Here is a 19377-nt window from a genome sequence, read left to right as displayed (position 1 = left end):
CATCCATTATCCATTCTCCGTACTATAATCATGTATGGAAAAGGAGATGGAAACGATGACACAAAGCGCACCTGAATTTAAAGTTTTGCAAAGCATTGCATTTCTCGCTGTCGTTTTGCAAAGTTCCTTATTATATACAATGAATCAAGGAAATGTCTTACTTGAGCAATCCCTCATTATGGGCATGCTATTTAATCTTGCAAAATTCTCAGCACCAGCATTCATATTTATCGTTGGATTTCACTTAATTCGTCACTATACGAAGCAATTAGTATATAAAGAATATATTTCTGAAAAAGCGACACACTTACTCATTCCTTATTTCTTTTGGTCTATTCTTTACTTATTAACAACAAATGATCTTATTACATTACAAGGCGGAATAAAAAGTTTATTACTCGGAACAGCCGCGCCCCATCTTTGGTACGTTATTATGATGTTCCAAATTCACTTATTGTTCCCTTTACTATGCACACTTTTTTATTGGTTTCAAAAACGAACAGAAAATAAAAAAGACATATATAAATATATGACCTTTTTCGCTTGCCTATATTTTCTATTAATGTGGTTCTCTTCTCACTATATTTTTAATGGAGAAAAATTAACAAGTTCAACAATTTTACATTATACAGATCGATCATTTCTATTCTACTCATTCTATTTCGTTATGGGTGGCATTGCCGCTGTAGCACTAAAAACTTGGCGTCTATTCGTCATGAAACATATCCCGCTTATAACAATATTATTTTTCATCTTATTTTTATTCATCAATTATGAGTTGTTTAGTTTTTACGGAGCAAACTCTATTCATTTAACTGTTTCTACCTATTTAAAGCCATCTATGTTTTTATATATCGTATGCGAAATTATCATACTGTATGTGTTATCTATTATGATAGTACAGCGTCGTGGTTTCTTATATAAAACGTTACGTTTCATTGGAAATTACACGTATGGTGCTTATTTAGCTCATTTATTCTTCTTGCAACTATGCACAAAACTTCTTTCCTTATTCACGCTGCAAGAAAATACTATATTATATACCCTATTACTATTTGTGTTAACGGCCATTATCTCTATTTCAACAATGGTCATTTGTAGCACAATACCATTTCATACTTGGATTACAGGACCTTCTCCTACAACAAAGATGAAATGGACGAAGGTTGTATTCCGAAAAAATCATAAAAAACTATTCAAGCCATATATTTGATATAATAATACGCATATAAAAAGAAAGCGAGAGACACCTATGATTAATCAAGTTGGACAAATTATGCTATATGTAAATAACCAAGACGAAACAGTACAATTTTGGACAGAAAAAGTAGGGTTCCAAATCATTGCGGAAGAAAATAACGGAAACGGATTCCGCTGGATTGAAATTGCACCGGCGAAAGAAGCAGGAACAAGCATCGTCCTTCACGATAAAGCGTTAATCGCGAAGATGCAACCTGAACTAAACCTAAATACACCTTCACTTATGTTCTTCTCAGATGACTTAGACCGTCTATATAAAGATCTTTCTGAGAAAAATGTCACAGTTGGACAGGTTGTAGATTTACCTACTGGTAGAGCATTCAACTTTGCTGATAATGAAAATAATTACTTTGCAGTAATGGAACGTAAATAAAAAATAAGCTATCCGAAAAAATCGGATAGCTTATTTCATCTTAAGAAACTTGTTCTACATTCGTTTCTCTATGCTGTATATGACTCGTGATCCAAGCAATTCCACCGGCAACAACGAGATAACATAACAATATTAAAATTTGCATTTGTAATTGCGACCAATCTCCTAAAGAGATAACATCTTGTAATCCTCTAAGAGAATGAGACATTGGGAGAAACTGTCCAATTTTGCTAAGAACAGCTATGTTTAATTCTCCTGGGAAAGTACCTCCGCTCGTCGCTAATTGCAGGACAAGAAGGGTTACCGCTAAGAACTTTCCAACAAGACCAAATACTGTTACTAACATAAGAATAAATGTCATGAACGTAAAGGAAATAACAATACTTGATAAAACAAAGAGTGGCACACTTGCGACTTCTAATTTCATAACACCTAGCACAACTACATCTACGAGTAGCGCTTGAATAAGTCCAATTAAATATACCAATCCTAGTTTATTAATAAAATGTACCGTTCCGCTTACCTTCATATTTTGTCTGCGGCCAAGAGGTAAAATATTCGATGCCATAATTCCGCCAACATAAAATGCAAGTGATAAGAAATATGGCGCAATGCCTGAACCGTAGTTAGGCACGTCAGAAACTGTTGACTTCACTAACTGAACTGGCTCTGAGAACATCGTATTGCGTGCATCATCATTACGAATATCCGCTATCTTCTCTGCGCCCTCTCCCAATTTCGTAGAAAGTTCTTTCGCACCATCATCAAGTTTAACAAGTCCATTTGTTAATTTACCAGCACCGTTATTCAGCTCCGTTCCACCACTCGCAAGCTGGTTTACACCTTCTTGCAATGATGTAAATCCATTTCCCCACTTCGTAAATCCATCAGCCAAATTCGATGCACCATCTGCTATCTTTTGCGTTCCAGCAGTAGCTTCATTTAACTTAACTCCGAATGTATTTATGCCTTCTTCAATCTTATGTTGACCGTCAGTAAGCTTCTTCGCACCTTGTGTCAATTGTTGTTGGCTATTATTTAAAGTACTTGTTGCTTTAGCTAGTCCATTAGACGTAGCAACAATTTTTTGAAAAGCGGGATCTTGCTGCACTTCTGGATGATTTTTCAAGTACTCTTCTAATTGTTGTTTTACACTATTTGCCGCATTGTCCGCTTTCGCTTGCCCTTCAGCAAGTTTTTCATTTCCATTCACCCATTCATTTGTACCAGCACTTAATTCACTAATTCCTGATTGTAACGTTTTTTCACCTTGTGCTAATAACTCCATACCACTATGAAGTGATGTCGCTCCTTGACTCAGCTCATTTGCTCCCCCGGTTAAAGCAGATTGACTGGATGCAAGCTTTTCAGTTCCTTCTTTCAATTTCGATGTCCCATCACTTAAACGATCAATACCATCCGCAAGCTGATTCGCTCCATTTTTTGCATCGGTCGTTCCTTCATGTAACTTCCCAGCACCATTACTTGCATCACTCAACCCTTGTGCTAAGTCTTGAAACTTTGAAAACACACCTTCTGTATAAGATTTCGTAATACTATTTGAAATTTTTGTTTTCATATTTTCAACAGCTGTCGTTCCAATTTGCGCTGCTACAAAGTTTTTACCCGGATTTACTTTGTACTGCAATTGTGCTGGTTCTGGTTTCTCATCCATAAGTGTACTTACCTTTTTAGAGAAATCAGCTGGAATCGTAACAACCATATAGTACTTATCTTCTTTTAGCCCTTCATCAGCATTTTTTTCTGATACGAAATGAAAAGCCAGTTCTTTATTCTCCTTTAAATTTTTTACAAAATCGTCTCCTGCATGAATTGTTTTCTCATCCATCGCAGCACCTTTATCTAAATTCACAACCGCAACAGGTAATTTATCTAATTTTCCGTACGGATCCCAATATCCGGCTAAAAAGAATCCTGAATAAATTAACGGAACGATTAATAAAAAAATTAAAGCGATACGTCCATGTTTATGGTGCCACATCGCTTTCCAATCTTTAAATACAAGTTGAATTCCCTTCATGAAACATACTCCTTCTCCGAATTTAACACCATTAGAATGGTTTAACAGATTTACTATACACGTCACTTTCCATACTGTATAATACATCTTTAATTATTAATTCATTCCTTTTGGTCTATAGAAAGGAGACTCGAAATGGAACTGCTCCAGTTAAAATACTTTCAGACAGTGGCACGACTAGAACATATGACAAAGGCAGCTGAAGAATTGCATATCGCACAACCTTCACTCAGCAAAACAATCGCTAGACTCGAAAAGGATTTAGGCGTCCCTTTATTTGATCGCCAAGGTCGACAGATTACTTTAAATTCTTTCGGAAAAGTATTTTTGAAACGAGTAGAGCGTATTTTTCATGAATTAAGCGAAGGGGAACGAGAAATTAAAGATTTAGCCGAATTACAACAAAGCTCTATTACACTAGCCGTTTCTATTCCGAGAATATTGCCAGAACTACTTGGCTCTTTTTTACTAGAACATCCTAACGTTCGGTTCCAACAATTTCTGGCATCCACTCCTTCTATGAAACGACAACTAGATAATATAGAAATTGACTTTTGTATCTCCTCTGTGCCAATTGAAGGAGAAGAAATTGTTTGGGAACCACTTATTACAGAAGAAATTTTCTTAGTCGTCCCTTCAGGCCATCGTTTATCAGGCCGAGAAAATATCCACCTCCATGAAGTAAAGGACGAACCGTTCATTAGTATGAACACTGGCTATGGATTTCGGCACTTAACAGATGAATTTTGTAAAGAAGCTGGTTTCACTCCGCATATTGCTTTTGAAGTCGATGAACCGACCGTAATTAGCGACCTCATTAAGCAAGGTCTCGGCATCGCTTTTGTTCCAAGTTTAACTTTATTAAAAAACTCTACTTTAGCATCAAGCAAGTTGCGTATTATTGAACCCACTTGTCAGCGAACCATCGGATTAAGTTGGTCAAAAAAACGCTACTTATCAAAAACAGCTCAGCAATTCCGTGAATTCGTGATTGACTACTTCTCTAATATTAGGACATAAAATTATATGAACAAATAAAAGGTGCCACCCTCATATGGTGGCACCTTTTATTGTTCACTCTTTTTTAATTCCATTTCAGCTAAAAGCGGCAATACGTTATCAAAAATATGCGTATTATTATTTTCACCTGTTACATATCCACCGTAATATCTACTAAATACATTGTCATTTCGGAATGTGGCCATATGATCATACAATTCCTTCGCAAACTTTGTATCACCTGTTTGTAGTACGTACAAAATCGTTAGTCCGTACGCGGCCGGCGATTCATAATTCACAGTTTGTTTTCCCGTTTCTAAATTGTAACGACCGTATAGCTTTCCATCCTCCTGGAACTTCTTCTTTATAAATTCCAAATAAGCGGCTGATGAAAGACCACCTAAACTTCGATGATATGCAACGTATGATTGGTCAATAAGATTCACTTCTTTATCGTACGTAAATGTACCATCTTCTTTATACTCTTTTGGGAATGCCCAGCCATGCCTTGGATAATCTGCTAAAAATTGAACGACTTCCTGATATTGCTGAGCAGAAACTTTGCCGTACTTCTTCATATAGGAGAATGCACGCGGATTTATGTATGATGTTGTTACAAAATTATTTTGTTTTCCTGCATCTGCATCATAATAATCAACATAATAATTATCTTTTTTATTATAACGAAGTACAGCATCACTTAATTGATCGGCAAGGTTTTTATAACGCTCTTCCTTATACATTTCATAAGCACGATATAATTGTTCTATAATACGAAGATCATCTATAAGTGCATTTGTAGCTGACTGCCTCTCTCCCTTTTCAGAGAGTTTCCATAAAACGATATGATTCTTATATATGAAATTATCTTGAATAACCTTTACTTGCTCATCAAATAACGCCTGATCATCTTTATCAAGTGTATACTGTAACCATAATCCCGCCGATTCTGATAAAGCTTCACGTCCCTTAGCTTCACCCGTACCTGCCTTAGTATCTACTAAACGATACGTGGCAAGTGTTCCATTGTCATTCACCATATGTCTTAAAATAAAATTTTCTGTACGGTTTCCTTGTAAAGCTGACCAAAATACAATTCCACCTAAAGCGATTAAGAAGATAACTCCAATCCCTATATATAAACGTTTCCGCAATCTTTTCACCTCCCTAGTAAGGCTAACCTTAATTTTATCAGAACATACATAAATTTAAAAAAGACAATCTATTAGATTGTCTCCCGCATTTCTATCCCCCGCAAACCTCTTTAGAAGGTTTATATAGCGATTGTACAAGTCGATCATATTCACGACGTGTAATTTCTTTATTATATAGCTTCAATAATAAATCTCTATGCTCTTTTGAAAATGCCATCTTTTTAATGACTTCAGGATACATAAAACACCCTCTCCATTTCACATAAACTTCTTGATTCCGAAAAACAGAACTTATGTTCGCATAAAAGATTATAAAGACTCCTGAGCAAAAAACAAACAAAACATGACCAACTATTTATTTCTTTCTATTCAAAATATTACAACATTATATTATCATATTCACTTTTTAAATACATATATATTTTTGGTAGTTTTTTTGAATAAATCTTCCAATTCAATCAGAAAATAATGGCAAAAAAGAAGAGGAGTTTACATATGGATACGGTAACATTAGCAAGAGCATTTTTTGGTTCTTCATTAGCATTCCACATTATCTTTGCAACACTTGGGGTCGGTCTTTCATTGATGATTTTTATAAGCGAAATACTCTATCACTGGAAGAAAGACTCCGACTATGCCATTATGGCGAAAAGATGGACAAAGGCGTTTGCTATTCTTCTCGGTGTAGCAATTCCAACTGGAACAATTGTTGGTGTGCAAATCTCACTTCTTTGGCCTGGTTTCGCCAAAATTGTTGGGCAAGTTATTTCTGTTCCCTTCCAAATTGAGATTTTTGCCTTCTTTTTGGAGGCTTTATTCATGTCGATTTACGTATATGCAGCCGATAAACTTCCTCCATTTATGAGATTAATCTCGCTATTTTTCGTCATGCTTGGTGCCACGGCATCCGCCGTGCTCATTACATCAGCAAATACATGGATGAATACACCAGCAGGCTTTTCAATGAATCCAGATGGATCTGTTTTTAACGTTGATCCTTGGAAAGCTTTCTTTAATCCGAGTTTTGGCACAAGTGCATTCCATGTCGTTATTACGGCTTATGCAACTGGTGCGGCTGTCATTGCTTCTATCGCTGGATTTAAATTATTGAAGAAAAATTTAAGTACACGTGAAATTGCTTATCATAAAAAGGGGCTACTATTAGGGCTTGTCGTGACATTTATTACAGGCGCTACGATGTGGCTTTCAGGGCACGAATCGGCAATCGCCCTACATAAACACTCACCTGAAAAACTTGCATCTGCTGAAGCTTTATTTGAAACGACATCACACGCACCGCTATCCATTGGCGGGGTTGTGGATCCTAATACACTTGAACTAAACTATGCACTTGAAATCCCAAACATGCTTAGCTTATTAGTGGGACTAGACCCTAGCACTGTCGTAAAAGGTCTAAATGAATTCCCACAAGAAACATGGCCACCATTTTATACACATACACTATTCAACTTAATGGTCGGCACCGCTGCGTTTACCTTTGCAGTTGCAGCAATTGCACTCTTATATTGGTACTTCGTTTACCGAAAAAAGGGAACAGAACTACCGAAGTGGCTACTTTGGGGGGCTGCCGCATGCGGACCAATTATGATGCTCGGTATTGAATTCGGATGGATTTTCAGTTGTAGCGGTCGTCAACCATGGACAATTTATGGTATGCAACGTACCGTCGATGCATCTACACGCGCCGATTTCGTCGGTCCTTTATTTGTTTTGTTCATCATTTTATATATTGGACTCGCTATTTTAACAGTCATTGTTCTACGGACATTCTTTAGAAGACATCCATTAAAGAATGATTTACAACACCAAGGAGGCGATTCTCATGCATGAGGAAAGTATTGCAATCATCATCTTATGGGCCCTTATTTTCGTATACAGTATATTAGGGTCCATCGATTTTGGAGCTGGTTTTTGGGGCATGGTATACGCCAAACATCCAACTCTCGCTGCCAAACTTGCGAATCGGTACTTATCACCCACTTGGGAAGTAACAAATACGTTTCTTGTTTTCGTCGTTGTCGCATTTCTCGGCTTCTTTCCGAAAGCGGCCTTTACTCTTGCGACAGTAATGTTCGTACCAGTTATGTTAATTTTAGTGCTCGTTGCAGTACGTAGTACGTTTATGGTATTTGCTTACTCCTTACCCAAATATCAGTACCTTCTTCGGGTTATTTCAGGTATTACTGGTCTCTTAATTCCAGCACTATTAATTACCGTTTTACCCGTTACAGAGGGAGCCTATATTACAATGTCTGAAGGAAAAGAAGTACTCCTGTATGGAAAACTTCTTTCTAGCCCGGTTATCTACTGTTATATGCTCTTCGGACTAACGTCTGAACTGTTTCTCTCCTCTCTCTTTCTCGCTGATTTTGCGAGAGAACAAAGTTCAGAAGATACGTATAGAATTTATAGAAGAAATGCCATCATCCTTGGTCCTGCAACACTCGTTACAGCGATCATCGCTCTCGTTGTAATGGATCCAGAAACACATTGGCTTATGCAAGGATTAATAAAGCAATTCCCGTGGTTTACAGTTTCTATTATTTTATTCGTTATCGGATACTCGTCCCTTTGGTGGACAAACAAAAAATACAATACACTAGGATACCCTCGCATTGCCGTTTTAGCTGTCGTCGCTCAATATGCATTTGCAAGCTACGCTTACGGCGTCGCGCATTTACCTTATATTATTTATCCTGACGTAACTGTATTTACAAGCTTCACAACGACAGAAACATTCTATGCACTGCTCATTCTATACGCAATTGGGATTGCAATTTTATTACCAGGATTTATTTTCTTCTGGAATTTATTCTTGAAGGATCGTACTTTTTTGAAGGAAAAATAATATAGTCTTGGAGTCTGTCCCAAAAGGCATTTTGGAATAGACTCCTTTTGTCATGTTTTGTTGATAAGTCGATATATTTTAAAAATCGCCAATATATTTCAATAATCGCTGATATATTTTAACTTGCGCCAATATATCTCAATAATCGCCCATATAAATTTCATTTACTATCTTACTGCCCAATAATTTATAGACTCCTCTCATAATAGTTATTTCACTATTCGTGACACTTGTCCTTTAGCATGAAAAACACATATTCGGTTCATCTCGTTATACGTCTAGTTCTTCTTATTTTTTGCTGAATATACTACCAATATAAACTTGAGACAAGCTACATCTGTTCAAGGGAAAATAGAAAGGTAGGCAAAATATGAGCATTGAAATATGGATTACTATTATTGTATTTTTCTTAACGATGATCGTTATCTTTTGGCGACCTCGCGGCTTAAATGAGGCATGGCCAGCAGCAATCGGAGCTGGTATCATCATAATTACTGGACTTGTATCAAAACCAGACATCATGGATATTATAAGTAAAATTGGCGGTGCTTCCATAACAATATTAGCAACTATTGTTATGGCAGTTATATTAGAAAGCTTCGGCTTCTTCCATTGGTCCGCAGCGAAACTGGCAAATCTAGCGAAAGGTTCTGGACGCCGTCTATACTGGTATATTCAATTATTATGTTTTCTTATGACTCTTTTATTTAATAACGACGGTAGTATTTTAATTACAACTCCCATTTTAATTCTTCTTCTAAAAAACCTTCAATTAAAACCACATCAACAAATTCCTTATTTATTAAGTGGTGCTTTAATCGCTACGGCATCTAGTGCACCAATTGGTGTAAGTAATATCGTAAACTTAATTGCATTAAATATCGTTAATATGACTCTTTATATGCATACTGCTATGATGTTTGTACCTGCAACATTAGGCTTATTATTTATGTCATGGCTCATGTATACAGTTTTGAAGAAAAAACTTCCGAAAAAATTACCTGTTTCTTCATATGATATTGAAGAAATTTTCTTCACGAAAAACTTCCATCCACTAAAAGGAAATAATTCTGTTGATACGAAACAAAAACGGACAAGATTCATGTTAAAAGTATTAGGTTTCGTCTTCCTGATGCGCTGTCTTCTATTCGTTGCATCCTTCTTATCCATCCCAATTGAAATCGTTGCAGTACTTGGTTCACTCGTTCTTCTCATTTGGAGATGGTACTACTTACGAACAAATCCTGTCGACATTTTGAAAAAGACACCGTGGCACATTTTAATTTTCGCCTTCTCTATGTACGTCATTATTTACGGACTCCACAACGCAGGATTAACAGCTGCACTTGTACAATGGCTCGAGCCAATTGTGAATCAGCATCTACTCTATGCTAGCTTTGCAATGGGCGGACTTGTATCCATCCTCTCTAACGTCTTCAATAACCATCCTGCCCTTATGATTGGTACAATCACATTAACAGAAATGGGACTAGATCCAGTCACATTAAAAACAATCTATCTTGCAAACATCATTGGTAGTGACATCGGTTCACTATTACTACCAATTGGTACACTAGCTTCACTCATTTGGATGTATATTCTGAAACAAAACAAAATTAAAGTAAAATGGAAAGACTATTTAAGTGTATCCCTTATCGTTATCCCGCTCACAACAGTCGTCACACTATTCCTCTTATTCTACTGGGTACATCTCTTCTTTGCCTTATAAACAACAGAATCCCCATTTGCTACCGTCTTAGCAAATGGGGATTCTTCTATAATAAAGTTAGGTACTACAGTGTGATCAATCAAGTAAAGAGGTGTAACGTGTTATTGATATAAATGACTACCAGCTTCTTTAAATTCTTCTGCTTTCTCTTTCATTCCTTTTTCAATTGCTTCTGTCGTTTCTAAATCATTTTCTTTTGCATATTCACGAATATCATGTGAAATTCTCATACTACAAAACTTCGGTCCACACATTGAACAGAAGTGAGCTGTCTTTGCCCCTTCTGCAGGCAATGTTTCATCATGATATTCCATCGCACGTTCAGGATCTAAAGATAAATTAAATTGATCGCGCCAACGGAATTCGAAGCGTGCTTTTGAAAGTGCATCATCACGCTGATGAGCCGTTTTATGTCCTTTCGCAAGATCAGCCGCATGCGCTGCAATTTTATACGTAATAACACCCGTGCGTACATCATCTTTGTTTGGCAAACCTAAATGTTCTTTCGGCGTTACATAACAAAGCATCGCTGTTCCAAACCAGCCAATCATAGCAGCTCCAATCGCCGATGTAATATGGTCATAACCTGGTGCAATATCTGTCGTTAGCGGCCCAAGTGTGTAAAACGGCGCGCCCTGACAAATATCAAGCTCTTTCTCCATATTTTCTTTAATTAAATGCATCGGTACATGCCCAGGCCCTTCAATCATAACTTGCACATCATGTTTCCAAGCAATTTTCGTTAATTCACCAAGTGTTTCAAGCTCAGAGAATTGTGCTTCGTCATTTGCATCTGCAATCGATCCTGGACGTAATCCATCTCCAAGAGAGAACGAAACATCGTACTGCTTCATAATTTCACAAATCTCTTCAAAATGAGTATATAGGAAGTTTTCTTTATGATGGAATAAACACCACTGCGCCATAATCGAACCACCACGCGAAACGATACCTGTCGTACGCTTTGCAGTAATTGGAATGTAACGAAGCAATACACCAGCGTGAATCGTAAAGTAATCAACGCCTTGCTCCGCTTGCTCAATTAACGTATCACGGTACACTTCCCATGTTAAATCTTCTGCAATTCCATTTACCTTTTCAAGCGCTTGATAAATCGGCACAGTTCCAACTGGTACAGGCGCATTACGAATAATCCACTCACGCGTCGTATGAATGTTTTTACCTGTAGATAAATCCATAATCGTATCTGCACCCCAGCGCGTTGCCCACGTCATCTTCTCTACTTCTTCTGCAATAGAAGAAGATACAGCAGAGTTTCCTATATTTGCATTTACCTTCACGTGGAAATTACGCCCGATAATCATCGGTTCTGCTTCTGGATGATTAATATTCGCTGGTAAAATAGCGCGGCCTTCTGCGATTTCCTTACGAACAAACTCCGGCTCTACTCCTTCACGAATTGCAACGTATTCCATCTCAGACGTAATAATGCCATTACGCGCATAATGCATTTGCGTAACATTTGCACCTTGCTTCGCTCTAAGCGGCTGGCGATCCATTTGCGGGAAAACAGGTGTATGTTTCGAAGCCACTTTCACACCATCATCCTCTGGTTTCACCTCGCGCCCTTCATATGCCTCTACATCCCCGCGCTCCATGATCCAAGAATGACGCGGCGTTGGAATTCCCTTTTCCAGCTCCACTTTATACGCCGGATCCGTATAAGGACCGCTCGTATCATACACACGGACTGGAGGATTTGGGATGCCGTTCGTTTCGCTTTGTTCAATCTCACGCATCGGCACTTTCATGCCTGCGCGTGGTCCATCCACATATACTTTCTTACTCCCTGGTAAACTCGATTTCAATTCAATTTGCTCAGCTGAAACAGACTGTTTCATAACCTTTGTTGCCTCCCCTGTTCGTGACAAGGACGAGATATGGCCAGCGCATGCCAAAATAAAAAGAGCCAGGTCCATAAAAAAATAAGGACCTGGCTCATAAAAGACATCATTATGTAAAGCCGTTAACTTCCCTACGCTGGTACGAGCCAGATCAGGTCCAAAGGGTTAAGAAGATCACGCGCTTCTCTCTCAGCCTACGCATACGTTAGGCACCCCTAGTTTATCACTGATTTAATTTTCAATACTTTCCCATCATACACGATAATCTGAAAAATGCAAAGGTTATTTCTTTTTCTCTTTATGGAATCATCCACGTTAAATAATATGCTTGAACATACGTTATAATACCAACAATAATTACGAAGAACACCCTATTGTAAAAATAGTTTATGATTTAAAATGGGAGTTTAAAAACATCTTCACCACAAAGAGTGTTGAGAATCTCAACCATTGTATTAAGAAAATTAAGAATACTAATATACAAGAGTTTAAGAGCTTTACGAATGGATTAGCCCGGGATATTGAAGCTGTCAGAAATGCGGTAACTTATGAGAATAATAATGGTCTTGCCGAAGGGAGCATAAACAAGTTAAAGCTTATTAAAAGAATCATGTATGGTCGATGCAAATTCTCCACATTGCGGACAAAGATTCTACTTTTGGAGAGAATGAGACTTTTCAACTAACTCCGGGAAGAACCATTTTTTACTTGCCAAATACATTCATCAGTCCCGTTTGCCAAAGAGCCTTTGTCTCTGCTGTATTTCGCTACAACTGCTACTGTTACCTGCCATACAACCTGCAATAGAGATAGGTAACAATTTACTATACAAGGAACAAAATTGACCTGCTCCTCCATTTAGTGATTTAACTATCTTTATTATTCAGAGCTAAAACTCAAAGAAAAATCTCTTACATTTATTGTAACGTAATTCCCTTAATATGTTAATTATTTTTTTGTTGTCTTGTTAGTTAAAGGGGTACTTAGTACAAAAAATAACCGTAGATAGTAGCACGAACACTGTTCTTGTTATAATTTTTTTTCAGAACGTCTATAATCCTCTTTTAAAAAATATATGTAAATATAATAAAAAACGAATGATTAATAGAAATATTCTACACCACTCGTTTTTTATCGGACTTCTTTTTACTGTACTTTTATTTTCTTTATGAGTTATTAGAAAAATAATTGTCTATATAAGTCTTTATTTTTTCAAAATTCTTTTCCATAAATAAGATTGCTGGTACTTCAATTATTGGAAGATTATTTTCATTATCAAAAGCTGGACACGGTTTGGGAACTACCAAATAGTCAACTGAGTTTTTATCCCTAATATAATTAATTGAAACATCATAATAATTAGAAAAATATTCCTTCAAATCATCCTGATTCCTTAAAAATGGTAGAGAAAATATTGAACCATAATTTATACCAGCGTCGACAATTAATACAAAGCATATTTTTTTCATGATACACCCTCCTCGTATAATAAGTTTTAAGTTAATAACTGTTCCTTGAAAATTAAATAGTTTTTATCTTCAAGAGCTACATCAAAAAAATGATGTATGGGTAAAATTTAGTCTTGGATACTGGGGGATTTCCCCAGATAATGGAAGTGTGGAAATGGATCCATCGGGAATATGCTTACTCCTCCTGTAGTTCGACCACGTTAAAAGACTGTGACCCAGACCAAAATGCACTGCATACGCACAAGCTGTATCGGTTTCCTTCACTTACCTCTCATAATGGTGGGAGGGGCAGCTTAGATGAAGGCAATCATTGAATACTCATACGCGAGGTTGTGGCTATGTTTTTGACTCTAGGGAGATCCCACAGTATCCAAGCTCATTCCAAATACTATTCAAAGAAAGGAGGTCCTTTCTTTGAGATTATTCGTAGCTATTGATGTAAGCTTTGAAAAACTTGATGTATGTTTTCTTGACAGTCATGACACTGTTTTGAAAGAAATTTGTCTTTCAAACGATGTGAATGGTGCCAATGCCATTAAGGAGGATGTTCTCCATTTTCATCAGTTGTACAACTATAAAAAAATTGTCATTGGTATGGAATCTACTTCCGTCTATAGTTTCCGTCCTTCCATGTTCCTAACGGAAGATAAGGATTTGAGGGCTTTAGACGTGGAAGTGGTCGTACAAAATCCAAAAGCCATCCATCGGTATAAAAAACTCTTTGAAGAAGATAAGACCGATAAAATAGATGCTTTCCGTATTGCCGATTTTTTACGAATCGGACGGTATAATAAGTTTCTTATCAAGGAGGAAAAATACGTTGCCCTTCAACGTTTAACACGATCTAGATATCAACTCGTTCACCAGCAAACAGAATGTAAGCAACACTTTCTGAAGAACCTTTACTACAAATGTAATACGTTATCGAAAGAGTTAAATACCTCTGTTTTTGGTGCGACGATGATGGAAATACTCTCAGATTCCCTTTCGTTGGATGAAATCGCAGAAATGGATCTAGAAGCACTCGCTACTCTTCTTCAGAAAAAGGGGAAAGGACGCTTTAGCGATCCGGAAGATTTAGCGAAAACCATCAAGAAAGCCATACGTGACTCCTACCGACTAGGTAAGGTCGTTCAAGACTCTGTGGACGTTGTATTAGCCACTTATGCACGATTGATTCAAACATTGAAAAAACAAATCAAAGAGATAGAAAAAAGCATTACTGCTTTATTCTAAGCCATTCCAGAAGCGAGATATTTAACAAGTGTTCCAGGCATTGGAGTCGTATACGCCACGGGAATCATTGCGGAAGTTGGACAAATTGAACGCTTTGAGAACGAAGAACAATTGGCCAAATACACCGGTCTTTACTAGAAAAAATCGCAATCTGGAAACTTTGAATCGGAACGAACACCCATGACACGAACGGGAAACCAGTATCTTCGTTATTACATGGTTGAAGCTACCAACTCTGTACAATTTCGTGAAGCTACTTACCGTGCTTATTATTTAAAGAAATATGATGAAGTTCCGAAATACAAACATAAAAGAGCCCTTGTCTAAAGCCGTAACTAGATTCGCTAAATTGTTTTTCAAATATTGAACCAAGCACTTGACTGATTGCTTGTTGAACAACCCTATCCACTACTGTCGGTATTCCCAATTTGCGCATCTTCCATAAAAAGAGCCAGGTCCATAAAAAAATAAGGACCTGGCTCATAAAGACATCATTATGTAAAGCCGTTAACTTCCCTACGCTGGTACGAGCCAGATTAGGTCCAAAGGGTTAAGAAGTTCACGCGCTTCTCTCTCAGCCTACGCATACGTTAGGCACCCCTAGTTTATCACTGATTTAATTTTCAATACTTTTCTATCATACACCATAATTTGGAAAATTAAAAGTTTATTTCTTTTGTTGTTTATGGAATCATCCACGTTAAATAATAAGCCTGAACATAAGTCATAATACCAACAATAATTACGAAGAACAAACTATGCTTCACTGTAAAACGGAACAAATCCGATTCTTTTCCAGCAAGACCAACCGCTGCACAAGCGATCGCAATCGACTGCGGGGAAATCATTTTACCTGTTACACCGCCTGTTGTATTTGCTGCAACGAGAAGCACTTCAGATACGCCGACTTGCTGCGCTGTAATGGCTTGTAAATTTGAGAACAGTGCATTCGCAGACGTATCAGACCCTGTTAGGAATACGCCAATCCAGCCTAAGAATGGTGAGAAGAACGGGAATAGTCCGCCAGTTCCAGCTAATGCTAACGCTAACGTGGAAGATAGACCAGAATAGTTTGCGATAAATGCAAACCCTAGTACGAATCCGATAGATAGAATTGGCATTTTTAATTCGCTTAACGTTTCTTTAAATGTCACTACTGCATCTTTTACATTCATTTTCAAAATAAACATGGAAATGATACAAGCAATTAAAATCGCTGTTCCGGTTGCCGATAATACATCAAACTTCAGAATTGCCTCGTAAGGCGTTGGTTTATTTACAATTGGCTCTGCTTTCATTACTAGATTATGCAGACCTGGAATTTCAAACTTAAATACAAGACTTTCTAAAGCCCCTCCTGGAGTGAATAATGCCTTAAAGAAACTTTGGCTCCAAATGACTACCATAACCGTTAATACGATAAATGGGGACCATGCCTTCACTACTTTTCCAAACGTTAATTTCGGCATCGATGCCGCTGTCGTTGTTGCTGCTACTTCACTATTTGCTTGCCCAGATTGATAAATTTCTTTCGGCTGCCAAACTTTTAAGAACAGCGCTAAACTAATTAAACTTACAAGTGCCGATGTAATATCCGGAAGTTCTGGTCCTAAAAATGTCGCTGTAATGAACTGCGTAATCGCAAATGAACTACCCGCTACAAATAACGCAGGCCACGTTTGTCGTATCCCCTTAAATCCATCCATTAAAAATACGATAAAGAATGGCACAAATAATGATAGGAACGGTAATTGATGCCCAGCCATTTGTCCAATTTTATGTGGATCAATACCTGTTACTTGTCCAGCAACTGTAATCGGAATTCCCATCGCTCCGAACGCCACTGGTGCAGTATTTGCAATCAAACAAAGACCTGCTGCGTATAAAGGATTTAACCCAAGCCCCGCAAGAAGTGCTGCTGTAATCGCTACTGGTGCCCCAAATCCTGCCGCTCCTTCTAAAAATGCTCCAAATGAAAATCCAATTAAAATAACGAGTAGACGATGATCGCTCGTAATCGATAATACCGATGCACGAATCACATCGAATTGACCTGTTTTCACAGAAATTTTATATAAAAATACCGACATAATGATAATCCAAGCAATTGGCCATAATCCGTATAAGAAACCATATCCGGTCGCTGCCATTGCCATCGTGAACGGCATTTTATAAGCGAATAACGCTACTAAAACTGTAAGTACAACTGTAATAAATCCTGCCACATACCCTTTCATGCGGAAAACTGCTAAAGCTAAGAAAAAAAAGATAATCGGAATAAGTGCTACCGCTGCCGAAATCCAAATGTTTCCGAATGGATCATAAACTTGTGTCCATGTGTTCATTGTTCTCTCCCCCTAAAGAATCCCCTTTTAAATAGAATAACCTCATCAATAGACTATCAGGTCATCATACCTTTAAGTCTAAAATAAAAAAACGTTTAAGAAAACGTTTTCAACAACTTTCATTTATACTGTACCATAACAATTTCCATTAAAAAAGATTTTTTTGAAAATTTTATCATTTAACGAAAAAATCTTACAAAATCGTCATGTTCCTGTAATGTTCATCGATAGAAAGCTTGCAAAATTTATTGCATAATAATAGTATAACAACGGACATTATTTATGAGGTGATATATATGAATGGAAACAAAATATTAGCTGCTTTATCGTACTTTAGTGTACTATTTGCCCCTATCTTATTCCCAATTATCGTTTGGATTGTGGGGGACGCTGAAACAAAGCCACATGCAAAACGTGCTCTATGGACACACATCATTCCAAGTATTGCTACATTTATCGGCGTAGCCATTTTAGGAATTATGGGCATGGGATCTGACCAAGCAGATGTAACACTTGGAATTGGATCAATGATTGTCTTAGCTATTTGCGGAATCATCAGCTTATACTACTTCATCTGGAACATTGTAAAAGGAATTAAAGTGCTGAAAGCTTAATTTTAAACAAACGTTTGTTTAAAAAAGGACCCTTGCAAATTGCAAGGGTCCTTTTCCTAATTCGTTCACTTTATCTTCTGCGTTTCTTCTTTTTTCTCATCATTTTCTTTCGGCGCGTATTCACTTTATCCGCTATAATGTGAAGCGTACTTGCCACAACAATTCCCATTAAGAACGTTACAATTTCAACCTCATGTTTCTTCGCAATTTCTATTAAATTACCATCCAGTGCGATTACATTTAATAGAAATAAAAATGGAGAAAAGACGATTAACATGTACGCAATACGAATCACATCACCAAGTATAATCGTATGCGTAAAGAAAGATCGATGCGGCATTACTTTTTTATAAGGATACCAAAATATACGTAAGAAACCCCATTTGTTATAAGCATTACTGTACGTATCTAAATCTGGTGTTAAAAATGAAGTACCTACTAAAAAACCAATTGCAAAAGTTAATAAAAAATCAAAATTTGTTAATCCATACGAAAAGAGAAAAAACAAAACAACCGGAAGGGATATTAAGTTTATTTTCGTATGCGTTCTTCCTGATGGCATAATGCACTTCCTCGCTTACGTTCGTCCTGTCACCTTATGACAGGTTTCACCTATTGACCTAATTTCTGATCGATAAATGTTGTGTCTATATCCGAACCAAACCATTCTGCCAACTTCACTCGTGCCTTATCTTTCACATCTTCATTGACGTATAACGACACCTGTATTAGTGCGGCCGTTAACGCCCCTAAATCATCCGTATAGCCAATTCCAGCAATGAAATCTGGAATCGCATCAATCGGTGCAATAAAATAAGCAAGTGCTCCAATTACAATAATTTTCACTCGTTTTGGAACATCGGGTCTTTGCAAAACGTAAAACAGTAATAAACTTGCATAAATGACCGACTGCCCAGCTTGCTTTGCAACATGTTTTACTTTCTTCCAAAACGCTTCAACTGAAAATTTTTGTTTCATGTAAAAAGCCTCCCTATTTTTAAAAAGAAATAAGCTACAATATGTTATCAGTAAAAGTTCATGGAAATTACACAAAACCTATCAATGAACTTTTATTGTAACAAACAAACCAAAAAAGAACAAGTGTTCGTTAATTTTCACACGATTTCCTTCATATAATAGATTTCTAGATAACCCTTACCCATCTTCGTTTCTTATTTCTCAACAAAGAAAATTTTCACTTCTACTTAACATTCTGCTCTACCTTTGTTATATTTTCTAGTTGACGGACATATAAACGAATGTTAAAGTTTTCTCTGGTAGTGACAAATCTTATACAAAAAATGTAAAATGTTATAGTGTTTCTCAGAAATGAATTTTGTTGTATAATACAGAAATGACGTTATGCTTATGAGCAACAAAAGAAACCAAAAGGGTATGCATAGTTATAGTCGTATATGGGTGA

18 protein-coding genes, 2 pseudogenes and 2 riboswitches are annotated in these 19377 nt (G+C 37.1%); of the genes and pseudogenes, 10 read left to right on the top strand and 10 right to left on the bottom strand.

The features are described from left to right. Positions 1–55 precede the first annotated feature (55 nt). Both MR112_RS10620 and MR112_RS10615 read left to right on the top strand, forming a co-directional pair. On the top strand, positions 56–1213 hold the full coding sequence (locus tag MR112_RS10620; RefSeq protein WP_000194334.1) for an acyltransferase: 1158 nt from the start codon (positions 56–58) through the stop codon (positions 1211–1213). Positions 1214–1252: 39 nt separating this feature from the next. Further along, positions 1253–1633, top strand: coding sequence for a VOC family protein (locus MR112_RS10615; RefSeq protein ID WP_000610160.1), 381 nt, complete (start codon positions 1253–1255; stop codon positions 1631–1633). A 40-nt stretch (positions 1634–1673) separates the two neighbouring features. Here MR112_RS10615 and MR112_RS10610 read toward each other — a convergent pair whose 3' ends face one another. Next, the gene (locus MR112_RS10610) at positions 1674–3674 is read right to left on the bottom strand and encodes a YhgE/Pip family protein (RefSeq protein ID WP_242244938.1); all 2001 of its coding nucleotides are present in this window, start codon (positions 3672–3674) and stop codon (positions 1674–1676) included. 135 nt (positions 3675–3809) lie between these two features. Here MR112_RS10610 and MR112_RS10605 point away from each other — a divergent pair, with 135 nt between their 5' ends. After that, a complete protein-coding gene (locus tag MR112_RS10605; RefSeq protein ID WP_000421926.1) occupies positions 3810–4694 on the top strand; it encodes a LysR family transcriptional regulator in 885 nt (294 codons plus the stop codon). A 47-nt stretch (positions 4695–4741) separates the two neighbouring features. Here MR112_RS10605 and MR112_RS10600 read toward each other — a convergent pair whose 3' ends face one another. Together MR112_RS10600 and MR112_RS10595 are read right to left on the bottom strand one after the other, a co-directional pair. Next, entirely contained in the window at positions 4742–5827 is a 1086-nt protein-coding gene (locus MR112_RS10600) for a hypothetical protein (protein ID WP_001231662.1), read from the bottom strand. A 91-nt stretch (positions 5828–5918) separates the two neighbouring features. Then, positions 5919–6068 (bottom strand): hypothetical protein, encoded by a 150-nt coding sequence (locus MR112_RS10595; RefSeq protein WP_000283180.1) that lies wholly within the window; start codon positions 6066–6068, stop codon positions 5919–5921. Positions 6069–6322: 254 nt separating this feature from the next. On the opposite strand from MR112_RS10595, the gene cydA reads away from it, so the two are divergent. From cydA to MR112_RS10580, 3 genes are all read left to right on the top strand, one after another. Then, positions 6323–7678 carry a cytochrome ubiquinol oxidase subunit I gene (gene cydA / locus MR112_RS10590; protein WP_000381985.1) on the top strand — a complete coding sequence of 452 codons (1356 nt, stop codon included), beginning with the start codon at positions 6323–6325 and terminating at the stop codon, positions 7676–7678. Further along, positions 7671–8696 (top strand): cytochrome d ubiquinol oxidase subunit II, encoded by a 1026-nt coding sequence (locus tag MR112_RS10585; protein ID WP_059304238.1) that lies wholly within the window; start codon positions 7671–7673, stop codon positions 8694–8696. Before cydA ends, MR112_RS10585 begins: the two co-directional genes overlap by 8 nt. A 370-nt stretch (positions 8697–9066) precedes the next feature. After that, positions 9067–10425 (top strand): arsenic transporter, encoded by a 1359-nt coding sequence (locus MR112_RS10580; protein WP_078400886.1) that lies wholly within the window; start codon positions 9067–9069, stop codon positions 10423–10425. 101 nt (positions 10426–10526) lie between these two features. Here the strand turns inward: MR112_RS10580 and thiC are convergent, their stop codons facing one another. Then, on the bottom strand, positions 10527–12287 hold the full coding sequence (gene thiC, locus MR112_RS10575) for a phosphomethylpyrimidine synthase ThiC (protein WP_000814450.1): 1761 nt from the start codon (positions 12285–12287) through the stop codon (positions 10527–10529). Positions 12288–12401: 114 nt separating this feature from the next. Then, positions 12402–12517: riboswitch (TPP riboswitch) on the bottom strand. A gap of 71 nt (positions 12518–12588) precedes the next feature. Continuing rightward, positions 12589–12660 (bottom strand): annotated as a pseudogene (locus tag MR112_RS28890) (L-lactate permease); the annotation flags it as partial. A 3-nt stretch (positions 12661–12663) separates the two neighbouring features. Between MR112_RS28890 and MR112_RS10570 the strand changes: the two are divergent. Beyond that, the gene (locus tag MR112_RS10570; protein ID WP_370658478.1) at positions 12664–12975 is read left to right on the top strand and encodes a transposase; all 312 of its coding nucleotides are present in this window, start codon (positions 12664–12666) and stop codon (positions 12973–12975) included. A 481-nt stretch (positions 12976–13456) separates the two neighbouring features. Here the strand turns inward: MR112_RS10570 and MR112_RS10565 are convergent, their stop codons facing one another. Further along, the gene (locus MR112_RS10565) at positions 13457–13759 is read right to left on the bottom strand and encodes a hypothetical protein (RefSeq protein WP_095689990.1); all 303 of its coding nucleotides are present in this window, start codon (positions 13757–13759) and stop codon (positions 13457–13459) included. 414 nt (positions 13760–14173) lie between these two features. Here MR112_RS10565 and MR112_RS10560 point away from each other — a divergent pair, with 414 nt between their 5' ends. Both MR112_RS10560 and MR112_RS28885 read left to right on the top strand, forming a co-directional pair. After that, a complete protein-coding gene (locus tag MR112_RS10560; RefSeq protein WP_370658486.1) occupies positions 14174–14995 on the top strand; it encodes an IS110 family transposase in 822 nt (273 codons plus the stop codon). 3 nt (positions 14996–14998) lie between these two features. Beyond that, positions 14999–15322: pseudogene (locus MR112_RS28885) on the top strand (transposase). On the opposite strand, the gene MR112_RS29050 reads toward MR112_RS28885, so the two are convergent. Together MR112_RS29050 and lldP are read right to left on the bottom strand one after the other, a co-directional pair. Continuing rightward, positions 15249–15422: a hypothetical protein gene (locus MR112_RS29050; RefSeq protein ID WP_006925833.1), complete on the bottom strand. Its 174-nt coding sequence runs from the start codon at positions 15420–15422 to the stop codon at positions 15249–15251. The pseudogene MR112_RS28885 and the gene MR112_RS29050 overlap by 74 nt on opposite strands. Before the next feature lie 69 nt (positions 15423–15491). Continuing rightward, positions 15492–15607: riboswitch (TPP riboswitch) on the bottom strand. Positions 15608–15678: 71 nt separating this feature from the next. Further along, entirely contained in the window at positions 15679–17340 is a 1662-nt protein-coding gene (lldP, locus tag MR112_RS10550; RefSeq protein ID WP_071740933.1) for an L-lactate permease, read from the bottom strand. Between the two features lie 296 nt (positions 17341–17636). Between lldP and MR112_RS10545 the strand changes: the two genes are divergently transcribed. Further along, the gene (locus MR112_RS10545; protein ID WP_001014096.1) at positions 17637–17954 is read left to right on the top strand and encodes a magnetosome magnetite crystal formation protein family; all 318 of its coding nucleotides are present in this window, start codon (positions 17637–17639) and stop codon (positions 17952–17954) included. A gap of 70 nt (positions 17955–18024) precedes the next feature. Here the strand turns inward: MR112_RS10545 and MR112_RS10540 are convergent, their stop codons facing one another. Continuing rightward, positions 18025–18516, bottom strand: coding sequence for a metal-binding protein (locus MR112_RS10540; RefSeq protein ID WP_001139056.1), 492 nt, complete (start codon positions 18514–18516; stop codon positions 18025–18027). 50 nt (positions 18517–18566) lie between these two features. Then, positions 18567–18932, bottom strand: a complete 366-nt coding sequence (locus tag MR112_RS10535; protein WP_000810369.1) for a YkvA family protein — start codon at positions 18930–18932, stop codon at positions 18567–18569. Between the last annotated feature and the right edge of the window lie 445 nt (positions 18933–19377).

The sequence above is a fragment of the Bacillus cereus group sp. BfR-BA-01330 genome, from assembly GCF_022663885.1.
GTDB classification, from domain to species: Bacteria; Bacillota; Bacilli; order Bacillales; family Bacillaceae_G; genus Bacillus_A; species Bacillus_A cereus.
This window is presented reverse-complemented; position numbering and strand designations above follow the sequence as displayed.

Excerpts from the sequence above, each read along its gene's own strand:
- MR112_RS10620 (WP_000194334.1), top strand. The coding sequence starts at position 56 with ATGACACAAAGCGCACCTGAATTTAAAGTTTTGCAAAGCATTGCATTT.
- MR112_RS10615 (WP_000610160.1), top strand. The coding sequence starts at position 1,253 with ATGATTAATCAAGTTGGACAAATTATGCTATATGTAAATAACCAAGAC.
- MR112_RS10610 (WP_242244938.1), bottom strand. The coding sequence starts at position 3,674 with ATGAAGGGAATTCAACTTGTATTTAAAGATTGGAAAGCGATGTGGCAC.
- MR112_RS10605 (WP_000421926.1), top strand. The coding sequence starts at position 3,810 with ATGGAACTGCTCCAGTTAAAATACTTTCAGACAGTGGCACGACTAGAA.
- MR112_RS10595 (WP_000283180.1), bottom strand. The coding sequence starts at position 6,068 with ATGTATCCTGAAGTCATTAAAAAGATGGCATTTTCAAAAGAGCATAGA.
- cydA (WP_000381985.1), top strand. The coding sequence starts at position 6,323 with ATGGATACGGTAACATTAGCAAGAGCATTTTTTGGTTCTTCATTAGCA.
- MR112_RS10585 (WP_059304238.1), top strand. The coding sequence starts at position 7,671 with ATGCATGAGGAAAGTATTGCAATCATCATCTTATGGGCCCTTATTTTC.
- MR112_RS10580 (WP_078400886.1), top strand. The coding sequence starts at position 9,067 with ATGAGCATTGAAATATGGATTACTATTATTGTATTTTTCTTAACGATG.
- thiC (WP_000814450.1), bottom strand. The coding sequence starts at position 12,287 with ATGAAACAGTCTGTTTCAGCTGAGCAAATTGAATTGAAATCGAGTTTA.
- MR112_RS10565 (WP_095689990.1), bottom strand. The coding sequence starts at position 13,759 with ATGAAAAAAATATGCTTTGTATTAATTGTCGACGCTGGTATAAATTAT.
- lldP (WP_071740933.1), bottom strand. The coding sequence starts at position 17,340 with ATGAACACATGGACACAAGTTTATGATCCATTCGGAAACATTTGGATT.
- MR112_RS10545 (WP_001014096.1), top strand. The coding sequence starts at position 17,637 with ATGAATGGAAACAAAATATTAGCTGCTTTATCGTACTTTAGTGTACTA.
- MR112_RS10540 (WP_001139056.1), bottom strand. The coding sequence starts at position 18,516 with ATGCCATCAGGAAGAACGCATACGAAAATAAACTTAATATCCCTTCCG.
- MR112_RS10535 (WP_000810369.1), bottom strand. The coding sequence starts at position 18,932 with ATGAAACAAAAATTTTCAGTTGAAGCGTTTTGGAAGAAAGTAAAACAT.